Source organism: Kitasatospora sp. NPDC049258 (assembly GCF_040678895.1).
Taxonomy (GTDB): Bacteria; Actinomycetota; Actinomycetes; order Streptomycetales; family Streptomycetaceae; genus Kitasatospora.
In genome coordinates this window covers 1-17966 of the sequence record NZ_JBFAQT010000054.1, presented here as the reverse complement: position 1 = coordinate 17966, position 17966 = coordinate 1, and the positions used below count along the sequence as shown (strand labels likewise).

The window sequence follows — 17966 nt, the reverse complement described above, 5'->3', positions numbered from 1 at the left end:
CGATCCTCGGGGTCATGACGCGCCTGCCGGTCCGGTTCTGACCTGCTCAGGGTCTTCCCCGCGGCCTGCCCGCGCTGCCGGTGCCGGCGGCCGTCATCATCACCGTCTCCCTGGCACCGGCAAGGCCACCGCCTGACCACCGCCCGGCGCCCGCCGGATCCGAAGGGCCCGGTGCGGGGGCGGCCTCAGCCGCCGTCCGGCCGGCCGGGGTCGGCCGCGCCGCGCAGCGCCAGGCGGAGCACCTCGGCCAGGTGCAACGCCCGCCGGCCGTCGCCGAGTTGGCCGATCTGGAGCCGGCAGCTCAGCCCGTCGGCGAGCACCAGGGTGTCGGGGCCGGCGGCCCGGACGGCAGGCATCAGCACCCGTTCGGCCGCGGCCACCGAGACCTCGTAGTGGCCGCGCTCGAAGCCGAAGTTGCCGGCCAGCCCGCAGCAGCCGGAGTCCAGCACCCGGTTGTCCAGGCCGATCCGCGCCTCGATCCGGCGGTCCGCCGCGGTGCCCAGGACGGCGTGCTGGTGGCAGTGCACCTGGGTGACCGCCCGGCCGCCCAGCCGGGGGAGTGCCACCCCGGCGCCGTCCAGGAACTCGGCCAGGGTGCGGACCCGCCCCGGCAGCGGCCCGGCCTCGGCGCCCAGCAGCCGGGGCCACTCCTCTCGCAGCGCCGCCGTGCAGCTGGGATCGAGCCCGACCACCGGCAGCCCGGCCGGCAGTGCGCGCAGGCTGCGGCGCATCACCCGCCGGGCGAGCGAGAGTTGACCGGTGGAGACCAGCGTCAGCCCGCAGCAGACCGGCCCGTCGGGCAGCCGGACGGCGAAGCCCAGCGCCTCCAGCACCTCGACGGCGGCGATCGCCGGCTCCGGGTCGAGCAGGTTGGCCATGGTGTCCGGCCAGAGCAGGACGGGCTGCGCGCCGGCGGGCTCCGGGTGCGCGGCCCGGTGGTCGCGGAACCAGCGGACGAAGGTCCGCCCGGGCAGCGGCGGCAGGGCCCGCCGCGGGTCGATCCCGCCGAGGCGCCGCAGCAGGCGGCCGGTGAGCGGCCGGGCCATCAGCCGGTTCGCCGACCGCGGGGCCAGCGCGGCCCCGCGCAGCCAGAGCGGCAGCCAGCCCATCGACAGGTGCGAGGCGGGGCGCAGCCGGCGCCGGTAGTGCTGGTGCAGGAACTCGGCCTTGTAGGTGGCCATGTCGACGTGCACCGGGCAGTCGCTCGCGCAGCCCTTGCAGCCGAGGCAGAGGTCCAGCGCCTCGCGGACCTCCTCGGAGCGCCAGCCGTCGGTGACCACCTCGCCGCGCAGCATCTCGGCCAGCAGCCGGGCCCGCCCCCGGGTCGAGTGCCGCTCCTCGCCGGTGGCCATGTAGCTGGGGCACATCACACCGGTGCTGGTGTCCACGCACTTGGCGACGCCGACGCAGCGGTGCACGGCCTTCAGCAGGCTCCCGTCGTCCTGCGGGTACGGGAGGGCGAGCGGGAGGTCCCGGCCGGGGAAGCGCAGGTCCGCGTCGAGCGGGCGGGGGTCGACCAGCGAGCCGGGGTTGAGCAGGTTCTCCGGATCCCAGATCCGCTTGAACCGGCCGAACAGTCCGATGATCTCCGGCGGGTACATCCGGGGCAGCAGCTCAGCCCTGGCCTGCCCGTCGCCGTGCTCGCCGGAGAGCGAACCACCGTGCGCCACCACCAGGTCGGCGGCCTGCTCCAGGAAGGCCCGGAACTCGCCGAGCCGTCCGGGGTCGGTCAGCGGCCAGTCGATCCGCAGGTGCACGCAGCCCTCGCCGAAGTGCCCGTACGGGACGCCGCGCAGGCCGTGCCGCCCGAGCAGGGCGCGCAGCTCCCGCAGGTAGCCGCCGAGCCGCTCGACCGGCACCGCCGAGTCCTCCCAGCCGGGCCAGGCCTCACCCCCGTCGGGCAGCCGGGTGACGATCCCGGCGCCGGCCTCCCGGACGCCCCAGAGCTGCCGCTGCTCGCCCGGGTCTGTGACCACCGTGACCGTGGCGCGCGGCTCCCGGCGGACGGCGGCGGCCAGGCCGCGGGCGGCGTCCAGCGCCTCGGCGGGGGTGGCGCCGCCGGTCTCCAGGAAGAGCCAGCAGCCGCCCTCGGGCAGCCGGTCCAGGGCCGGCGGGCGCGGGCCGGCCGCGAGCAGCGCGGCGATCAGGTCGGCGGCCATCCCCTCCACGGTGAGCGGCCCGAGCGGCAGCAGGGCCGGGACGGCGTCGGCGGCGGCCGTCTCGTCCGGGTAGCCGGCCACCACCAGGGCGCGGGCCGGCGGGGCCTGGACCAGCCGGACGGTGGCGCCGAGCACCAGGGCGCAGCCGCCCTCCGTCCCGGTCAGCGCCCGGACCAGGTCGTACCCGCGCTCGGGCAGCAGGGCGTCCAGCGGGTAGCCGGAGGTCCGGCGCGGCAGCCGCGGCATGCCCTGGCGGAGCGCGGCGAGGTGCTCGGCGGTCAGGTCCTGCAGGGCGCGGTGCAGCTCGCCCTCGCGGCCCGGCCGGTGGCGCAGCCGTTCGCGCTGCTCGGGCGGCAGCGGGCCGCCGACGGTGAGTTCGGTGCCGTCGGCCAGCAGCAGGTCGAGCGAGTCGAGGTTGTCGGCGGTGCGGCCCCAGGCGACCGAGTGCGCGCCGCAGGAGTTGTTCCCGATCATGCCGCCGAGCGTGCAGCGGGTGTGCGTGGACGGGTCCGGGCCGAACCGCAGCCCGTACGGGCGGGCGGCGCGCTGGAGGTCGTCCAGGACGACGCCGGGCTCGACCCGGGCGGTGCGGGCGTCCGGGTCCAGCGCGTGGATCCGGTTGACGTGCCGGCGGAAGTCCAGCACCACCGCGCCGGGGCCGATGGCCTGCCCGCCGATGCTGGTCCCGGCGCCGCGCGGGACCACCGGGACGCCGTGCGCGCGGCAGAGCGCCAGCGCGGCCCGGACGTCGTCGGTGTCGGCGGGCTTGACCACCCCGAGCGGCAGCTGCCGGTAGTTGGAGGCGTCGTAGGCGTACACCGCCCGCTCGGCGGTGGAGAACCGCACCTCGCCGCGGAGCTCGCCGCGCAGCGCGGCGGCCAGGGGGTGGGCCGGGACGGTGTCCATGCGGGCATCATCCCAGGGGCGGCCCCCGGCGGGGGCGAGCCCGGCCTAGCGTCGGCCGACGGCGCCGCGGGCGAGGTGGGAGAGCTTGGCCACCTCGAAGGCCGCGTAGGCCCCGCTGGCCAGCAGTGAGAACTTGACCCCCTCGCGGCCGTCCGGCCGCCGGTAGCCCTGGGGCAGGAAGCGCCGGTAGTGCTCGGCGGCACGGTGGAAGAACTGCGGGCGCTGCGCCCTGGGCACGCAGCCGGCGAGGTCGAAGACGAAGAGGTAGTGCCGGATCATCCGGGTGAACAGGTGCGGGCGCACCACCTCGTGCTCGGGCCGATCCGCCAGCAGGTCGAAGCTCTGCTCGTACTGCTCGAAGACGTCGAAGTGGCTGCTGCCGGGTGAGCCGGTCGGGTGCAGGGTGTGCCGGCGCCGGATGGTCACGCACTCGCGGTCCAGCACCGCCACCCGGCGGGCGGTCAGCAGGGCCTGGTGGACCGCCGGGACCTCCTCGTAGTGCCCGTCCGGGAAGGCCGGCACGGTGCCGCGGCGCAGCAGCCGGTCCCAGACCAGCGGCGGAGCGCTGAGCAGCTCGGGGCGCTCCAGCGGGCCGAACACCTCGGCGCCGGCCCCGGCGAGCAGCTCGGCGGCGCCGCCGGGCCAGCTGCGGCCGCCGTGCTCCCGGGTGTGGCCGAAGAGCAGCAGGTCGACCTCGCCGGTCGCGGCCAGCCGGTCGGCCATCGCCTGGAAGGCGTCCGGGGCCACCAGGTGGTCGCTGTCCAGGAAGAGCAGGTACGAGCCGGTGGCGCGGGCGGCGCCGGCGTTGCGGGCGCGGCCGATGCCGACCGCCGCCTCCAGCCGCAGCACCGACACCCGCGGGTCCCTGATCTCGTACGCGTCGGCGACCCGCTCCGGGCAGGCGGGGGAGCGGTCCACGACCAGCACCACCTCGAAGTCCCGGAAGGACTGCGCGAGCAGTGCGTCCAGACAGTCCTTGAGCTGCTGGTGGTGGTCGAAGGCGGGCAGCACGACGGTGATCAGGGGCGGAGCCATGGCCCGGAGGCTAGGGCGCGAAACACCCTCCGGCCAAGGCCGGAACTCTGGCGAAACCGGTCAATCGGGGACATAGGACAGTACTGCTGCGCCAAATCTTCACCGTGTGCTTACGGTCGGTCCGCCGATGGGCTAGTACCAGTTGTGGGCCTGCCAGAACGACCAGGCGGCGCAGGGGCTGCCGTAGGTCTCGTTCATGTAGTTCAGGCCCCACTTGATCTGGGTGACCGGGTTGGTCTTCCAGTCCGCGCCGACCGAGGCCATCTTGGAGCCGGGCAGCGCCTGCATCAGGCCGTAGGCGCCCGAGGACGGGTTGGTGGCGGTCACGTTCCAGCCGCTCTCGCGCTCCACGATGTTGCTGAAGCACTGCAGCTGACCGGCCGGCACCAGCTGAGCGGCGATCTCCTTGGGGCTGCCGGTCGGGACCGGGGCGGCCAGCGGGCTGCGGGCCTGCGCGCGGGAGGCGGCCTCGGCCTTGGCCCGGGCGTCGGCGTCCGCCTTGGCCTTGGCGGCGGCGGCCTTCGCCTTGGCGTCGGCGTCCGCCTGGGCCTTCGCGTCGGCGGCGGCCTTGGCATCGGCCTGGGCGTCCGCGTCGGCCTTGGCCTTCGCGTCGGCGTCCGCCTGGGCCTGCGCGGCGGCGGCGTCGGCGGCGGCCTTGGCGTCCGCGTCGGCCTTCGCCTTCGCCGCGTCGGCGGCGGCCTGCTCGGCGAGCAGCTGCGCGGAGGGGGTGGCCTGCGCGGCGGTGGTGTTGGGCGCAGCCGCCTCGGCGACCTTGGCGTCCTGCGGCAGCGCGAGTGCGAGCGTGGCCGAGCCGGCCACGGCGAGCGTGGCGACACCGGTGATCAGGGCGGTGCGGCGGTTCCGGGGGAGCCGGTGCTTGTGGGGCTGCATGAAGCGGAGGACCTCTTCTGTCGGGCCGCACCGGGCACACGGGTACCGCGAAGCGTGTTCGGGGAACAGGCCCGCGAGCCGGGTCGGACGGCCGTGGCACCCCGTCGATGGACCGGGGCGGGCGGCAGGCGCGGCCCTGGTCCGACCGCGCCGCCTGACGACTGGCATATTCTTCGCAGACCCGCGCGGCGGGGGCAACGGGCCCGAAACTACGGCCGGTAGTACTCACGGCAGGGCGTCCTAGCGACCCGCAGGCGCGATGCGAGGGTTTACCCGCTCCTTACCCTCGGCAAACGCCACCGCCCCGCCCGACCGGCATCCCAGGCTTGACCAGCGACGATCGGCCCCGTTGAGGCGGCCCACCGAGGCCGAGCCGACAGTCGGGCCGCGCTCGCGCTCCGTCATCCACTATCGGCGGCAGTAGTGCGCAACCCCGGTGTGGGCGGCCTCACAGGAACCGGACCGCGGGATCGGCAGGGTGCGACCGATCGGCTACCGGGAGCAGCGGGGCCCGGCGGCCCGGCCGGGTACCCCGTGGCGGGGGTCGGGGGCGGTGGGCCGATACTGGGCCGATGGTGATCGTTCTCGTCCTGCTGCTGGGGTTCGGCGGCGTAGGGCTCGCGCAGTGGTACCTCTGGCGGCGGCTGGTCCGGGACGTCTCGGTGCCGGGCGGGTGGTACCGGCGGATCGGCACCGTGCTGGCGGTGCTGCTGCCGCTGCTGAGCCTCGGGGCGCTGCTGGGCGGGCGGCTGTTCCCGCTGGCGGTGGAGCGGTGGTTCGCCTGGCCCGGGTACCTGTGGCTGGCGCTGATGCTGTACCTGCTGCTCGCCCTGGTGGTGGGGGAGGCCGTCCGGCCCCTGCTGCTGCGGCTGCCCCGGCGCCGCGCGCCCGAGCCGCCGTCCGCCGCCGCACCCCTCGCCGCCTCGCCCGCCTCGCCCGCCGCCGGCCCGGCCGACCCGGCGCGCCGGCTGCTGGTGGCCCGGACGGTGGCCGTCGCCGCGGGGGGTGCGGCCGCGGCGGTGGTCGGCACCGGGATGTACGGGGTGCTGCGCGGCCCGAGCGTCAAGCAGGTGACGGTGCCGTTGGCGAAGCTGCCGCGCCGGGCGCACGGCTACCGGATCGCGGTGGTCAGCGACATCCACCTCGGCCCGATCCTCGGCCGCTCGCACACCCGGCGGATCGTCGACACCATCAACCGCACCCAGCCGGACCTGATCGCCGTGGTGGGCGACCTGGTCGACGGATCCGTACCCGAACTCGGCCCGGCCGCCGTGCCGTTGGCCGATCTCCGGGCCCGGGACGGGGCGTTCTTCGTGACCGGCAACCACGAGTACTTCTCCGGCGCCGCGCCCTGGGTGGAGTTCGTCCGCGAGCTCGGCGTGCACCCGCTGGAGAACGCCCGCACCGAGCTGCCCTGGTTCGACCTGGCGGGTGTCAACGACATCCAGGGCACCGCGGAGGGCCAGGGCCCGGACTACGAGAAGGCGCTCGGCGGCCGCGACCGCGCCCGCACCGCCGTGCTGCTCGCCCACCAGCCGGTCACCATCCACCAGACCGTCGGCTTCGGCGTGGACCTGCAACTGTCCGGCCACACCCACGGCGGCCAGCTCTGGCCGGGCAACTACCTGGCCGCGCTGGCCAACCCGACGGTGGCCGGGCTGGAACGCTACGGCGACACCCAGCTGTACGTGACCAGGGGCGCGGGCGCCTGGGGCCCGCCGGTGCGGGTCGGCGCGCCCTCCGACATCACCGTGGTCACGCTGGCGTCCCTGCAGGCCTGACAGCCTGACGGACCGTCCGGCCAGCGCCGCGCGCGCTCGAAGCGTCTCACCATACAGAATAGTTCGTCTCATCATACGACTGCGCTGTTAGGGTCCCGGCATGAACCAGGACCGGATGCACCGCAGTTGGCTGATGCTCGGGATCGGGACGGCGGGCCAGACCGCCAGCACCACCGTGCTCTACGGCCTGCCCTTCCTCATCCCGGCGTTCCAGCGGAAGTTCGGCCTCTCGCTGGCCGAGGCCGGGCTGCTGGTCTCCTGCCCGATCCTCGGCATCCTGGTCTCGCTGCTCGGCTGGGGCCTGGTGGCCGACCGGTACGGAGAGCGGCTCGCGCTCGCCGCCGGACTGCTGCCGGCCGCCGTGGTGCTGGCGGTGGCCGCGCAGGCGGACGAGGTCCGCACGCTCGGCGCGCTGCTGGTACTGGCCGGGGCCACCGGGTCCTCGGTGATCTCCGCCTCGGGGCGGCTGGTGATCGGCTGGTTCCCGCCCGACCGGCGGGGCGTCGCGATGGGGGTCCGGCAGGCCTCGCAACCGCTCGGCACCGGACTGGCGGCGGCCGTGCTGCCGCCGATCGCCGCAGCGGCCGGGCCGGGTGCGGCGCTGCTGTGCTGCGCCGGACTGTGCGCCCTCGCCGGTGTCGCCGTCGCCGTCTTCGCGGTGGACCCGCCGCGCCCGGCCCGGCCGCCCCAGGGCCGGGTGGCCGCGCCGTACCGGGGTGCCTACCTGTGGCGGCTGCACGTGGTGGCGGCTCTGCTGTGCGTGCCGCAGTTCGTGGTGACGGGCTTCGCGCTGGTCTTCCTGATCGAGGCCCGGGGCTGGTCGCCGGGTACCGCCGGGACGGTGCTGGCCGCGGCCAACCTGGCCGGCGCGGGCGTGCGGCTGCTGGCCGGCTGGTGGTCCGACCGGGTCGGCAGCCGGGTGCGGCCGATGCGGCTGCTGGCCCTGGCCACCGCCGTGGACCTCGGACTGCTGGCGCTGGGCGCGGCCTGGCACTCGCCGATCGGTACCGGCGCGCTGCTGCTGGCCGCCGGACTGACCGTCAGCACCAACGGCCTGCACAACACCGCCGTCGCCGAGTACGCCGGCCCGCTGTGGGCCGGCCGGGTGCTGGGCGTGCACGGGGTCGGCCAGCACAGCGCGATCGTGCTGGTGCCGCCCCTGATGGGAAGCCTGATCGCCCGGCACGGCTACCCGCCGGCCTTCGCGGCCGCCGCGGCCGTCCCGCTGCTGGCGGCGGCCGTCATCCCGGCGCAGCGCCCGGCGGCCACCTGGACGGTGGAGGCGTAGGACAGGGAGGGCGCGGGGCGCCGTGGGTGGGTGTCAGGTCAGCCGGGCGGCCGGGAGCAGGTCGATGGGCGGCGGATCGGCGGCCGGGCCGCCGCGGAGCAGGTCCAGGTAGTGCTGCCGGGAGACCGGCAGGGCGCCCAGGCTGCGGATGTGCGAGCTGTCCCACTGGGCGTCCAGCAGCAGGCCGCCGACCGCCCCGAAGCGGTTCGCCAGATCGGCCACCGCGACCCGGGAGGCGTCCGGGCGGCGGTGGAACATCGAGTCCAGGCTGAGCACCGGGCCGACCCGGATCCCGAAGGCGCCGCCGACCAGCTCCGTGCCCTGCCAGACCTCCACGCTGTGCGCCCGGCCGCGCTCGTGCAGGGCGAGCAGCCCGCGCCGCAGGTCCTCGGTGAGCCAGCGCGGCTCCCGGTCGGCGGCGCACTGGGAGACCACCCGGCCGAAGTCGCGGTCGACGCTGGTGCACCAGTCCAGCCGGTTGCGCAGCCGCTGGGCGAGCCGGCGCCCCAGCCGGGCCTGGTCCGGCCGGATCACCGGCCGGGGGTCGGGCGACCACCAGGAGACCTGGTACGGGAGTTCGCCGGCCCCGCCGGGCACGGCGATCGCCCCGCTGGCGACCCGGTCCTCGTACAGCGCCTCGTTCATCCAGCGGGCGTACTCGTCGGGCGCCGGCATCGGGAACAGCCCGGCCCGGTAGGCCGCCAGCAGGCTCTCGGCGCCGAGGTCGGCGCAGAACGCGGCCGGCGCGTCCGCCGGGGCCTCGGCGACCCGGAGGGTGTCCCACCAGTCCGTGGTGCGGCTGGTCATGCCGCCTGCTCCAGGTACCCGGTGGCCGTCATCCGGTCGAGGTAGAAGTCCAGCAGCCGGTCGTCCACCGGCGGGATGTCGATACCGCTGCCGGCCAGCTCCGACTCGGCACGGGTGCGCGAGAACAGTGGGAAGGTCGGCCGGAAGTACATCTCGCTGATCGACATCTCGGTGCCGGCGCCGCGGTCCACGAACAGCGGGACGAACGGCGTGATCGGGTGCTCGGGGTGGCCGGCCGCGTACGCCACCAGCCGTCGCACCCACTGCTGGTAGGGCAGCCGCTCGACCCGGCCGCCGCGGTGCCCGATCCGGTCGGCGAGCGCGGAGAGCATCGCCGGGCGGGGGTTGGTGAGGTGGTACACCTGGCCGGCCGCGGGGGAGTGGGCGGCCAGGTGGGCGAGTGCCTGGGTGAAGGAGTCGGCGGGCACGAAGTCGAGCTGCAGCTCCACGTCGGGGAACTCGCCGGTGTCGGTGAAGTACTTGATGAGCGCGCAGAGTTCGGTGCCGAGGTTCATGGTGCCGGTGACCAGGTCGCCGGTGACGTCGTTGACCCGGTAGATGGAGACCGGCAGCCCGGCGGCGGCCGCGTTGTGCAGCAGCGCCTCGGCCACCCACTTGCTCTCCACGTAGCCGACCGAGAGGTGCTCGGGATGGTCGAGCGGGGTCTCCTCGGTGACCTCGGGGACGCCGGCCACGCCGAACCCGGCCAGCACCGCCATGGTCGACAGGTAGTGCACCGGGACGGCCCGGGAGTGGCCCGCCAGCCGGATCACCTCCCGGGTGCCGGCCACGTTCGCGGCTCTCAACTGGTGGTACGGGTAGAGGAAGTTGACCTGCCCGCCGAGGTGGTGCACGGCGTCCACGGTGTCCGCCAGCTGCTCGAACCTGGTCCGCCCGAGGCCCAGCAGCGGCTCGGCCAGGTCGCCGACCAGCGGGCGGACCCGGGCCGGGTCCAGATCGCGGCGCAGGAAGCGCTGCTGGGCGGCGCGGATCCGCTCCAGCGCGTGCTCCGGATCGGGCGCGCGCACCAGGCAGTGCACGGTGGCGTCGGTGGTGGCGAGCAGGACCTGCAGCAGGTGGGTGCCGCAGAAGCCGGTGGCGCCGGTGAGCAGGATCTCCTTGGGCTGCTCGGGGCGGCTGGCGAGCGGGGTGCTGCGCCGGACCGGGAAGCCGAGTTCGGCCTCGCCGGTGAAGTCGATCCGCTGGTCGGCCGGGCGCCGGGCCGGGTCGGCCGGGCCCTGGCCGGCCGCGTGCAGGGCCGCGGTGAAGGCGCCCAGGGTCGGGTCGGTGAGCAGCGCCCGGGTCAGTTCGCGGATCCGGTCGACGCCGATCCCGAACATGATCCTGGCCCGGGCCAGCATCTCCATCGCCAGCAGCGAGTTGCCGCCCAGCTCGAAGAAGTCGTCCTCCGCGGCCACCGTGTCCACGTCCAGCAACTGCGCCCACAGGTAGGCGAGTCCGTGCTCGGCCACCCGGTCGCTGCCGCCGCCGCTGCTGCGCCCGCCGTTGCCGCTCGCCGCCGGGCCGCGCGGCCCGCCCCGGGCGGGCGGGCGGCCGGCGGCGGCCAGCTCCTGCCGGTTGATCTTCCCGCCCGCGGTGACGGGCATCTGCTCGACCGGGACGAACGAGGTCGGCACCAGGTAGTCCGGCAGCCGGCCGGCCAGGAACTCGCGGAAGTCCGGGCCGCGGCCCTCGCCCGGCGTGTAGTACGCGGTCAGCGCCCGCGCGCCGCCGCCGCCCTCCGGGGCCAGCACCTTGACCACGCCGATCGCCGGGTGCTCGGTGAGGTGGGCCTCGACCTCGGCCGGGTCCACCCGAAAGCCCCGGACCTTGACCTGCTCGTCGGTCCGGCCGAGCAGTTCCAGGTTGCCGTCCGGCCGCCAGCGCGCCGAGTCCCCGGTGCGGTACATCCGGCTGCCGGCGCTGCCGGCGTACGGCTCGGGGAGGAAGCGCTCGGCGGTCAGCCCCGGCTGCCGCCAGTAGCCGCGGGCCAGGCCGCGCCCGCCGAGGAACACCTCCCCGCGGCGCCCCGGCGGTACCGGGCGCAGGGTCGGGTCCAGGACGTGCACGAAGGTGCCCAGCAGCGGACGGCCGACGGGCACCGGGGCGTGCGCGGGGGCCGTCAGCATGCCGGGGAGGATCTCGCAGACGGTCGAGGTGATCCCGGCCTCGGTGAGCCCGTAGGCGTTCAGCAGCCGGGTGGCGGGCAGCCTGCGCAGGTTGACCCGGCAGTCCTCGGCGTGCACCGTGTCCCCGCCGACGATCATCAGCCGGAGCGAGGCCGGCGGCCGGGCGCCCTCGGTCAGCAGGTCCAGGAACCGGTGCCAGTAGGTGGGGGTCAGGTCGGCCACGGTGATCCCGAGCTCCAGGATCCGGTGGACGAGCTCGATCGGGGCCCAGGTGTTGCGGCCGCCGAGCACCACCGCGGAGCCGCTGATCAGCGGGGCGAAGATCTGCTCCAGCGAGGTGTCGAAGCCGAGTGCGCCCAGTTGCAGCACCCGGTCCCGGCCGGAGAGCTCGTACGCCTCGGCCGCCCGGGAGACGGTCAGCGCCATCGTCCGATGGCTGACCGGGACGCCCTTGGGGGTGCCGGTGGTGCCCGAGGTGTACACCAGGTACGCGAGGTCGTCGGGGACGCTGCTGTCGCAGGGGGCCGAGACCGTGCCGCCCGGGCCGCGGAAGTCCGCCGCCAGGACGGCCGGCAGACCCATCCGGGCCCGGTGCTCGCGGCTGGTCACCGCGAGCGCGGCGCCGGAGTCGGTGGCCAGCTGCCGCAGCCGGTGGGTCGGGTGCTCCGGGTCCAGCGGGAGGAAGGCGCCGCCCGCCTTGAGCACCGCGACCATCGCGGTGACCATGTCCGAGCTGCGCTCCAGGCAGACCGGTACCACCTGGTCGGCGGCCACCCCGGCGTCCCGCAGCGCGTGCGCCAGCCGGTCGCTGCGGCGGTCGAGCTCCCGGTAGCTGAGCTGCTCGCCCTCGGAGACCACGGCGACCGCGTCCGGGGTGCGGGCCGCCTGGCGGCGGAACAGGCCGTGCACGGTCACCCCGCCGGAGCGGCGCACCACGGGGCGCAGGTCCGTCCAGCGTTCGGTCACCACGTGCAGGCACTTCGACAGCGGGGCCGGACCGGCGATGCTCTGCCAGCCGGCGGGGACGGGGAGGTCGTCGGGCCACAGGGCGTGCACGGCCTCGTCGTTGATGAGCACCCGGAACGGCCCCGACTGGGGCGGCTGGGAGCGGTTCGGCTGATCCACCGGCCATGACCTCGGGTGTGCGGTGACAGGGAGACGGCGGCTGCGGGCTCCGCCCGGGCACCGGCGCGGCTGCGACGGCGGGTCGGCCGCTGCCCGTGTCGACGGCGGCGGCCGGCCTTCGGTTGGCCTGCTGTTTTCCGGCCGGTCCGATGCGGACCCGGGCCGGCCCCGATACCTTCGACTATAGGCACCCGAATGGCCCTGGGTATCATTGAGACGCATTTGCCGGGCAGCCGCAGGGCTTCCCACCACCGCGTCGCCGGTGGCCACCTCTCGTGCATCGACCCTCCAGCATCCGCCTCGGGGCGAAGGAGGTAGCTCGGTTGACACGTCGAAGGCAACGCCTGATGGTCTGTTACTTCGGCTGGATGGCTGTGCTCACCCTGGTCTACTACCAGAATCCGGACGAACGGATCATCTGGTGGACCGGCATCGGCCTCACCGGGGTGGCCGCCATCGTGGTGGGCGCCCGGCTCAACCGCCCGGCGCACCCGCAGTACTGGTACCTGCTGGCGGCGGCGAACCTCAGCTTCACCGCCGGCGAGGTGGTGCAGGTCATCCAGACCGAGTACCTCGACCAGTTCGGGTTCCCGTCCGCCGCCGACGGCTTCTACCTCGCCGAGTACCTGCTCACCGCGGTCGGCGTGTACGGCTTCATCCGCTGGCGGACCGCCCAGCAGGACCGCGGCAGCATGATCGACGCGCTGATCCTGACCGTGGGCCTGGCCCTGCTGTCGTGGATCTACCTGATCGTCCCGTACGAGCGCGATCCCGACCTCACCTGGCTCCAGAAGGCGGTCTCGATCGCCTACCCGCTGGGCGACGTCCTGATGCTGGCGATGCTGATGCGGCTGCTGGTGCCACGCGGCGGCAAGAGCAAGGCGCTCTGGCTGCTGGCCGTCGGCATCCTCGGCATGCTGGTCGCCGACGTCGCCTACGGGCTGGTCCAGCTGCACGGGAACTGGCGCATCGGCAGCCCGGTCGACCTGGGCTGGGCCGTGTTCTACTGCGCCTGGGGCGCCGCCGCGCTGCACCCGTCGATGGTCGAGCTGACCAGACCGATCCCGACCCAGCAGCCGGACATCTCCGGCGGGCGGCTGGCCCTGCTGGCCGGCGCCTCGATGATCGCCCCCGCGATGCTGCTGGTGGACCTCTCCCGCGGCGACACCAGCCACGCCGGCGTGATCGGGGCCTTCTCCGCGGTGCTGTTCCTGCTCGTCCTGGCCCGGCTCGGATCGATCGTCCTGGTGCACCGGCACGCGGTCGCCCGCGAACGCACACTGCGGGTGACCGGTGCGGCACTGACCGGCGCCGTGACCTTCGACGAGGTCTCGCACGCGGTGCAGACCGCCGCCGCCTCGCTGATGCCGCACCCGACCCGGCACGCGGCCCTGCTCGGGGTGCGCGCCGACGGCGGCCTGCGGATCCGGCACGGCGACCGGGAGACCGTGCTGCGGATCCCCCCGGACAGCGAGCTCCAGGGCAGCCGGATGATCCCGGTCGAGGAGCTCGGCGACGAGCTGGAGCAGTACTTCAGCGCCATGCCGCAGGCCCTGATCTGCCCGCTCGCGCTGGAGAACCGGCCGATGGGCGAGCCGCTGATCGGGGTGCTGATCGTCGGCGGCACCGAGCACCAGCTGACCTCCCTGTGGGGCACCCTGGACATCCTGGCGGCCCAGTCCGCGCTGGCGGTCGAGCGGGTGATGCTCAGCCGGGAGATCAGCCAGCGCAACAGCGAGGCGTACTTCCGCACCCTGGTGCAGAGCGCCTCCGACGTGATCCTGATCCTCAACTCCGACGACGGCATCCGGTACGCCAGCTCCTCCGCCCAGCGGGTGCTCGGCTACCCGAGCCTGGAGGGCGTCCGGCTGAGCGAGCTGATCCCGCCCGAGGAGAGCCGCCAGCTCAACCAGGCACTGGTGCGGATGCGCACCCGGGAGCAGGCCGAGCAGCGCGAGCACTGGCGGCTGCTGCGCAGCGACCGCAGCGTGATCGAGGCCGAGGTGCGCTGGAACGACCTGCGCGAGGACCCCACCGTCGGCGGTCTGGTGCTGACCCTGCGCGACGTCACCGACCAGCGGCAGATGGAGCGCGAGCTGACCCACCGGGCCTTCCACGACTCGCTGACCGGGCTGGCCAACCGGGTGCTGTTCCAGGACCGGGTCGGGCACGCGCTGACCCGCAGCGAGCGCCGCGGCACGGTGATGGGCGTGCTCTTCCTCGACCTCGACGACTTCAAGGTGGTCAACGACACCCAGGGCCACGCGGTCGGCGACGAACTGCTGGTCGCGGTCTCGCTCCGGGTCTCCACCGCGCTGCGCACCTCCGACACCGCGGCCCGGCTCGGCGGCGACGAGTTCGCGGTGCTGGTCGAGGACGCGCTCTCGCCGGCCGACGTGGGGGCCACCGCCGACTCCGTGCTGAACGCCTTCGAGGAGCCGTTCCGGCTGAGTTCCGGCACCGTCCGGATCGCCGCCAGCGTCGGGGTGGCCACCACCGAGGACAGCGTGGACGCGGCCGAGCTGCTCACCCACGCCGATCTCGCGCTGTACTCCGCGAAGGCCGCGGGCAAGCGCCAGTGGTGCCAGTACCAGCCCGCCCTGCAGGCCGGCCTGGTCGAGCGGCACGAGCTGAACGAGAGCCTGGACACCGCGATCGCCGAGTCCGCCTTCGCGCTCTACTACCAGCCGATCGTCGACCTCTCCGACGGCGGGCTGGTCGCCTTCGAGGCGCTGGTCCGCTGGCCGCACGAGCGGCGCGGCATGGTGCTGCCGGAGGAGTTCATCTCGCTGGCCGAGGAGAGCGGGCAGATCGTGCCGCTGGGCGCCTGGGTGCTGGAGCGGGCCGTGGCGGAGGCCGCCAACTGGCAGCGGATGACCTCCGACCACCGGGAGGGCCTCGGGCGGCGCCCGCTGCGGGTGAGCGTGAACGTCTCGGCCCGCCAGTTCCGCGATGCCGGATTCGTGGAGATCGTCCGGCAGGTGGTGCAGAACAGTGGCATCCAGCCGGGCACCCTGATCCTGGAGCTGACCGAGAGCGTGCTGATGCGGCGGGACGAGCGGGTGCGCACCGACATGGAGGCCCTGCGCGAGCTTGGGGTGCGGATCGCCATCGACGACTTCGGCACCGGGTACTCCTCGCTGAGCTACCTGCGCGAGTTCCCGATCTCGGTCCTCAAGATCGACAAGTCCTTCATCGACGGGCTCGGGCTCTCCCAGCAGCAGTACGCGCTGGTGGAGGGCATCACCAGGATCGCCGACACGCTCGGCGTCCAGGTGATCGCCGAGGGCATCGAGAACGTCGTCCAGCGCGACCTGCTGGCGGCGATGGGCTGCCCGCTGGGCCAGGGCTACCTGTTCGCCCGGCCGCTCACCGCGGAGCAGGCCAACCGGTTGGTCCGGGACGACGCCACGCCGGCCCGGCTGCGGGCGGGCGGGGCCTGAGCCACGCCCGCCCCCGGATCCGTCAGGCCAGCCCGAGTGCGGCGGCGATCCGCAGCGGGCCCCGGGCCTGCTCGGTGCGGCCCTGCCGCTGGAGGGTGCGGCCCAGCAGCAGGTGCGCGTAGGGCTCGACCGGGTCGAGCTCGATCAGCTCGCGCAACTGCGCCTCGGCGCGGCCGAGCTGGGCCGAGTGGTAGTAGGCACGGGCCAGCAGCAGGCGCGGGGCCACCTGGCCGGGGGTCTCGGCCACCACCTCGGCGATGATCGGCGCGGCGTCGGAGTACTGCTTGGCATCGAAGTACAGCTCGGCGCGGGCCCAGCGCTCCGCCGTGGTCTCCTCGCGGGGTGCGGTGTTCACTTGCGGCTCCTCCCGGATCGGTCTGCTTCCTGAGTCCATCCTGGTCCGGTTGGTTGAACATTCACCTTTGTGCGGGCATTCCCGCCGGCCGCCCGCGGGCCGCGCCGGCCTCGGCCGGGCGGGTGGTCGCCGCCCGCCGACGCGTGCCGGCCGGTGGCCCGACCGGCCGTGAACTGCCGCTGGTGAAAGGTCGGTTGGGCGACGGCGCGGCGGCGGTCGGGCCGACACGCCCGCCGGGAGGATCCCTTGCGGTCGGGAGGGCGAACCCTACTGTCGCCGTGACACAGTCGAGGAAGGGAACACCATGAACCGAGTCTTCAAGCTGGCACTGGTCCTGGCCGCCGCCGCGGCGGGCGCGGCGGGTCTGCCGGGGGTCGCCGCCGCCGACATCAACTACGACTCCGCCAACGGGCCCTGGGCGATCGTCCTCGGCAACGGCAACCAGCTGGCCGGCGACGACATCTTCAACGTCGGCCGCGACAACACGGTGGGTTCGTTCAACGGCACCAGCAGCGCGGTCGACGCCGGCTAGTCCACGGCGCTACGCGGTCGGGCAGAGCCGGAAGGTGAGGATCCGCCCGTCGTCGTCCCAGGCCGCGAGCTGGACCCGGGCGCCGATCGGTACGGCGCCCGGGAGGCCGCCGATCACCCCGGCCTGGACGGTGAAACCCTCGTCCAGTGCCACCAGGTAGGGGCGGCCCGGGTAGAGGCCGCGGCGGGTCGGGCGCAGCAACCGGCGCACCGTGCCCACGCCCTCGCTGCGCTGCTCGGCCAGGTCGCTCGAGCCGCAGACGGTGCAGAGCAGGCAGCCGGCGGGCATCGCCGAACGGCACCAGTGGCAGCGGTGGTACCGCAGCGCGGTGCCGCCCTCGACCGGGCTGCCGGTGGTCGGCGCGGTGGGGGCGAGGACGGTGAGCGCGGTCATCGCGCACCCCCGCCGGCCATGGCCGACCAGTTCCCAATTCCGCTCACGTCCGGCTCCTCCCTGCGGATGCTGTTCAGGAAGATATGGCACTCAGTGCCCCGTGTAAAGGCACTGAGTTCCCCTCGCTGCCACCCGCTCGGGGAGGGTGGGGCCGCGGGGCCCGGTCAGCCGTCGAGGGCCGACTCGATCCCCTGCACCACCCGCCACATCGGCGTGCCGCGCCGCGCCACCAGGACGACCACGTCATCGGCCGGCTCCGGGGCGTCCGCGCCGGGCCGGGGCTGCTCGCTCCAGGTGTCGATCACGAAGCCCAGCGCCAGGTCGACGGCCTCCCGGACGTCGCCCGCCCCGCCGGAGCGCAGCCAGGTGCGCAGCGCGTGGTTGTGCGCGGCGACCACCGCGGCGGCCACCACATCGGCCCGCAGCGCCCCGTCGGCCCGGGCCGAGTAGCGGGCCCGCAGGTGGGCGGCGAGCGTCCGCTCGTAGCGCCAGACCACCGACAGCTCGTGGATCCGCAGGGTGGGGACCTTCCGGGTGAGCAGGTAGCGCTCGACCGAGAAGGTCGGGTTGGCGGCGTACATCCGCAGCACCAGGCGGGCCGCGTCGCAGACCTGGGTGACCGGGTCGCCGCCGTCCCCGCAGGCGTCCAGGAAGGCGGTCATCTCGGCCAGCGCGCCCTCGTGGTCGGGGAAGACCACGTCCTCCTTGGACGGGAAGTAGCGGAAGAAGGAGCGCCGCCCGACCCCGGCCCGGCCGGTGATGTCGTCGATGGTGGTCTGCTCGAACCCGCGGTCGAGGAACAGCTGGAAGGCCGCCTCGATCAGGGCGTCCCGGGTGGTCGGCTTCCCGCCGGCCGCGCCGTTGCCCGCGCCGGGGCCCTGCTCCTGCTCCTGCTCCTCGCTCATGAGGGGGACGGTAGCACCGCCGGGGCGGGAAGCGGGCGTTCCGAGGGTGCCGCGACGGCACTGAGTGTGCATAATCAGGGGTACTGAGTGCCATACCTAAGGAGCTGTCCCATCATGAGTCAGGACTTCGACCTCTTCCGGCTCAGCGAGGAGCACGAGATGCTCCGTGCGGCGGTGCGTTCGCTGGCGGAGGCGAAGATCGCTCCGTTCGCGGCGG

The 17966-nt window shown here is 74.7% G+C and carries 12 protein-coding genes; 4 read left to right on the top strand and 8 right to left on the bottom strand.

The features are described 5' to 3' along the window. Positions 1 to 185: 185 nt before the first annotated feature. The 3 genes from AB0K43_RS28980 to AB0K43_RS28970 form a co-directional block, all read right to left on the bottom strand. Positions 186 to 3065, bottom strand: a complete 2880-nt coding sequence (locus AB0K43_RS28980) for an FAD-binding and (Fe-S)-binding domain-containing protein (protein WP_363644917.1) — start codon at positions 3063 to 3065, stop codon at positions 186 to 188. A 45-nt stretch (positions 3066 to 3110) separates the two neighbouring features. Next, positions 3111 to 4100 (bottom strand): glycosyltransferase family A protein, encoded by a 990-nt coding sequence (locus tag AB0K43_RS28975; protein WP_363644915.1) that lies wholly within the window; start codon positions 4098 to 4100, stop codon positions 3111 to 3113. 132 nt (positions 4101 to 4232) lie between these two features. Beyond that, positions 4233 to 4991, bottom strand: coding sequence for a transglycosylase SLT domain-containing protein (locus AB0K43_RS28970; RefSeq protein WP_363644913.1), 759 nt, complete (start codon positions 4989 to 4991; stop codon positions 4233 to 4235). Positions 4992 to 5563: 572 nt separating this feature from the next. On the opposite strand from AB0K43_RS28970, the gene AB0K43_RS28965 reads away from it, so the two are divergent. Together AB0K43_RS28965 and AB0K43_RS28960 are read left to right on the top strand one after the other, a co-directional pair. Continuing rightward, positions 5564 to 6772: a metallophosphoesterase gene (locus AB0K43_RS28965; RefSeq protein WP_363644911.1), complete on the top strand. Its 1209-nt coding sequence runs from the start codon at positions 5564 to 5566 to the stop codon at positions 6770 to 6772. A gap of 100 nt (positions 6773 to 6872) precedes the next feature. After that, positions 6873 to 8060 (top strand): MFS transporter, encoded by a 1188-nt coding sequence (locus AB0K43_RS28960; protein WP_363644909.1) that lies wholly within the window; start codon positions 6873 to 6875, stop codon positions 8058 to 8060. Positions 8061 to 8093: 33 nt separating this feature from the next. Here the strand turns inward: AB0K43_RS28960 and AB0K43_RS28955 are convergent, their stop codons facing one another. Both AB0K43_RS28955 and AB0K43_RS28950 read right to left on the bottom strand, forming a co-directional pair. Further along, positions 8094 to 8867 (bottom strand): leucyl/phenylalanyl-tRNA--protein transferase, encoded by a 774-nt coding sequence (locus AB0K43_RS28955; RefSeq protein WP_363644907.1) that lies wholly within the window; start codon positions 8865 to 8867, stop codon positions 8094 to 8096. Then, complete coding sequence (locus AB0K43_RS28950) at positions 8864 to 12121, bottom strand: amino acid adenylation domain-containing protein (RefSeq protein ID WP_363644905.1); 3258 nt, start codon at positions 12119 to 12121, stop codon at positions 8864 to 8866. The genes AB0K43_RS28955 and AB0K43_RS28950 overlap by 4 nt, the downstream gene beginning before the upstream one ends. Before the next feature lie 368 nt (positions 12122 to 12489). Here AB0K43_RS28950 and AB0K43_RS28945 point away from each other — a divergent pair, with 368 nt between their 5' ends. Continuing rightward, entirely contained in the window at positions 12490 to 15564 is a 3075-nt protein-coding gene (locus AB0K43_RS28945; RefSeq protein ID WP_363644903.1) for an EAL domain-containing protein, read from the top strand. A 22-nt stretch (positions 15565 to 15586) separates the two neighbouring features. Here AB0K43_RS28945 and AB0K43_RS28940 read toward each other — a convergent pair whose 3' ends face one another. Continuing rightward, positions 15587 to 15919: a tetratricopeptide repeat protein gene (locus tag AB0K43_RS28940; RefSeq protein ID WP_363644901.1), complete on the bottom strand. Its 333-nt coding sequence runs from the start codon at positions 15917 to 15919 to the stop codon at positions 15587 to 15589. Between the two features lie 304 nt (positions 15920 to 16223). Between AB0K43_RS28940 and AB0K43_RS28935 the strand changes: the two genes are divergently transcribed. Then, positions 16224 to 16451 (top strand): hypothetical protein, encoded by a 228-nt coding sequence (locus AB0K43_RS28935; RefSeq protein ID WP_363644899.1) that lies wholly within the window; start codon positions 16224 to 16226, stop codon positions 16449 to 16451. 9 nt (positions 16452 to 16460) lie between these two features. On the opposite strand, the gene AB0K43_RS28930 is transcribed toward AB0K43_RS28935, so the two are convergent. Further along, positions 16461 to 16844 carry a hypothetical protein gene (locus tag AB0K43_RS28930; RefSeq protein ID WP_363644897.1) on the bottom strand — a complete coding sequence of 128 codons (384 nt, stop codon included), beginning with the start codon at positions 16842 to 16844 and terminating at the stop codon, positions 16461 to 16463. Between the two features lie 164 nt (positions 16845 to 17008). Continuing rightward, positions 17009 to 17749 (bottom strand): TetR family transcriptional regulator, encoded by a 741-nt coding sequence (locus tag AB0K43_RS28925; protein WP_363644895.1) that lies wholly within the window; start codon positions 17747 to 17749, stop codon positions 17009 to 17011. Between the last annotated feature and the right edge of the window lie 217 nt (positions 17750 to 17966).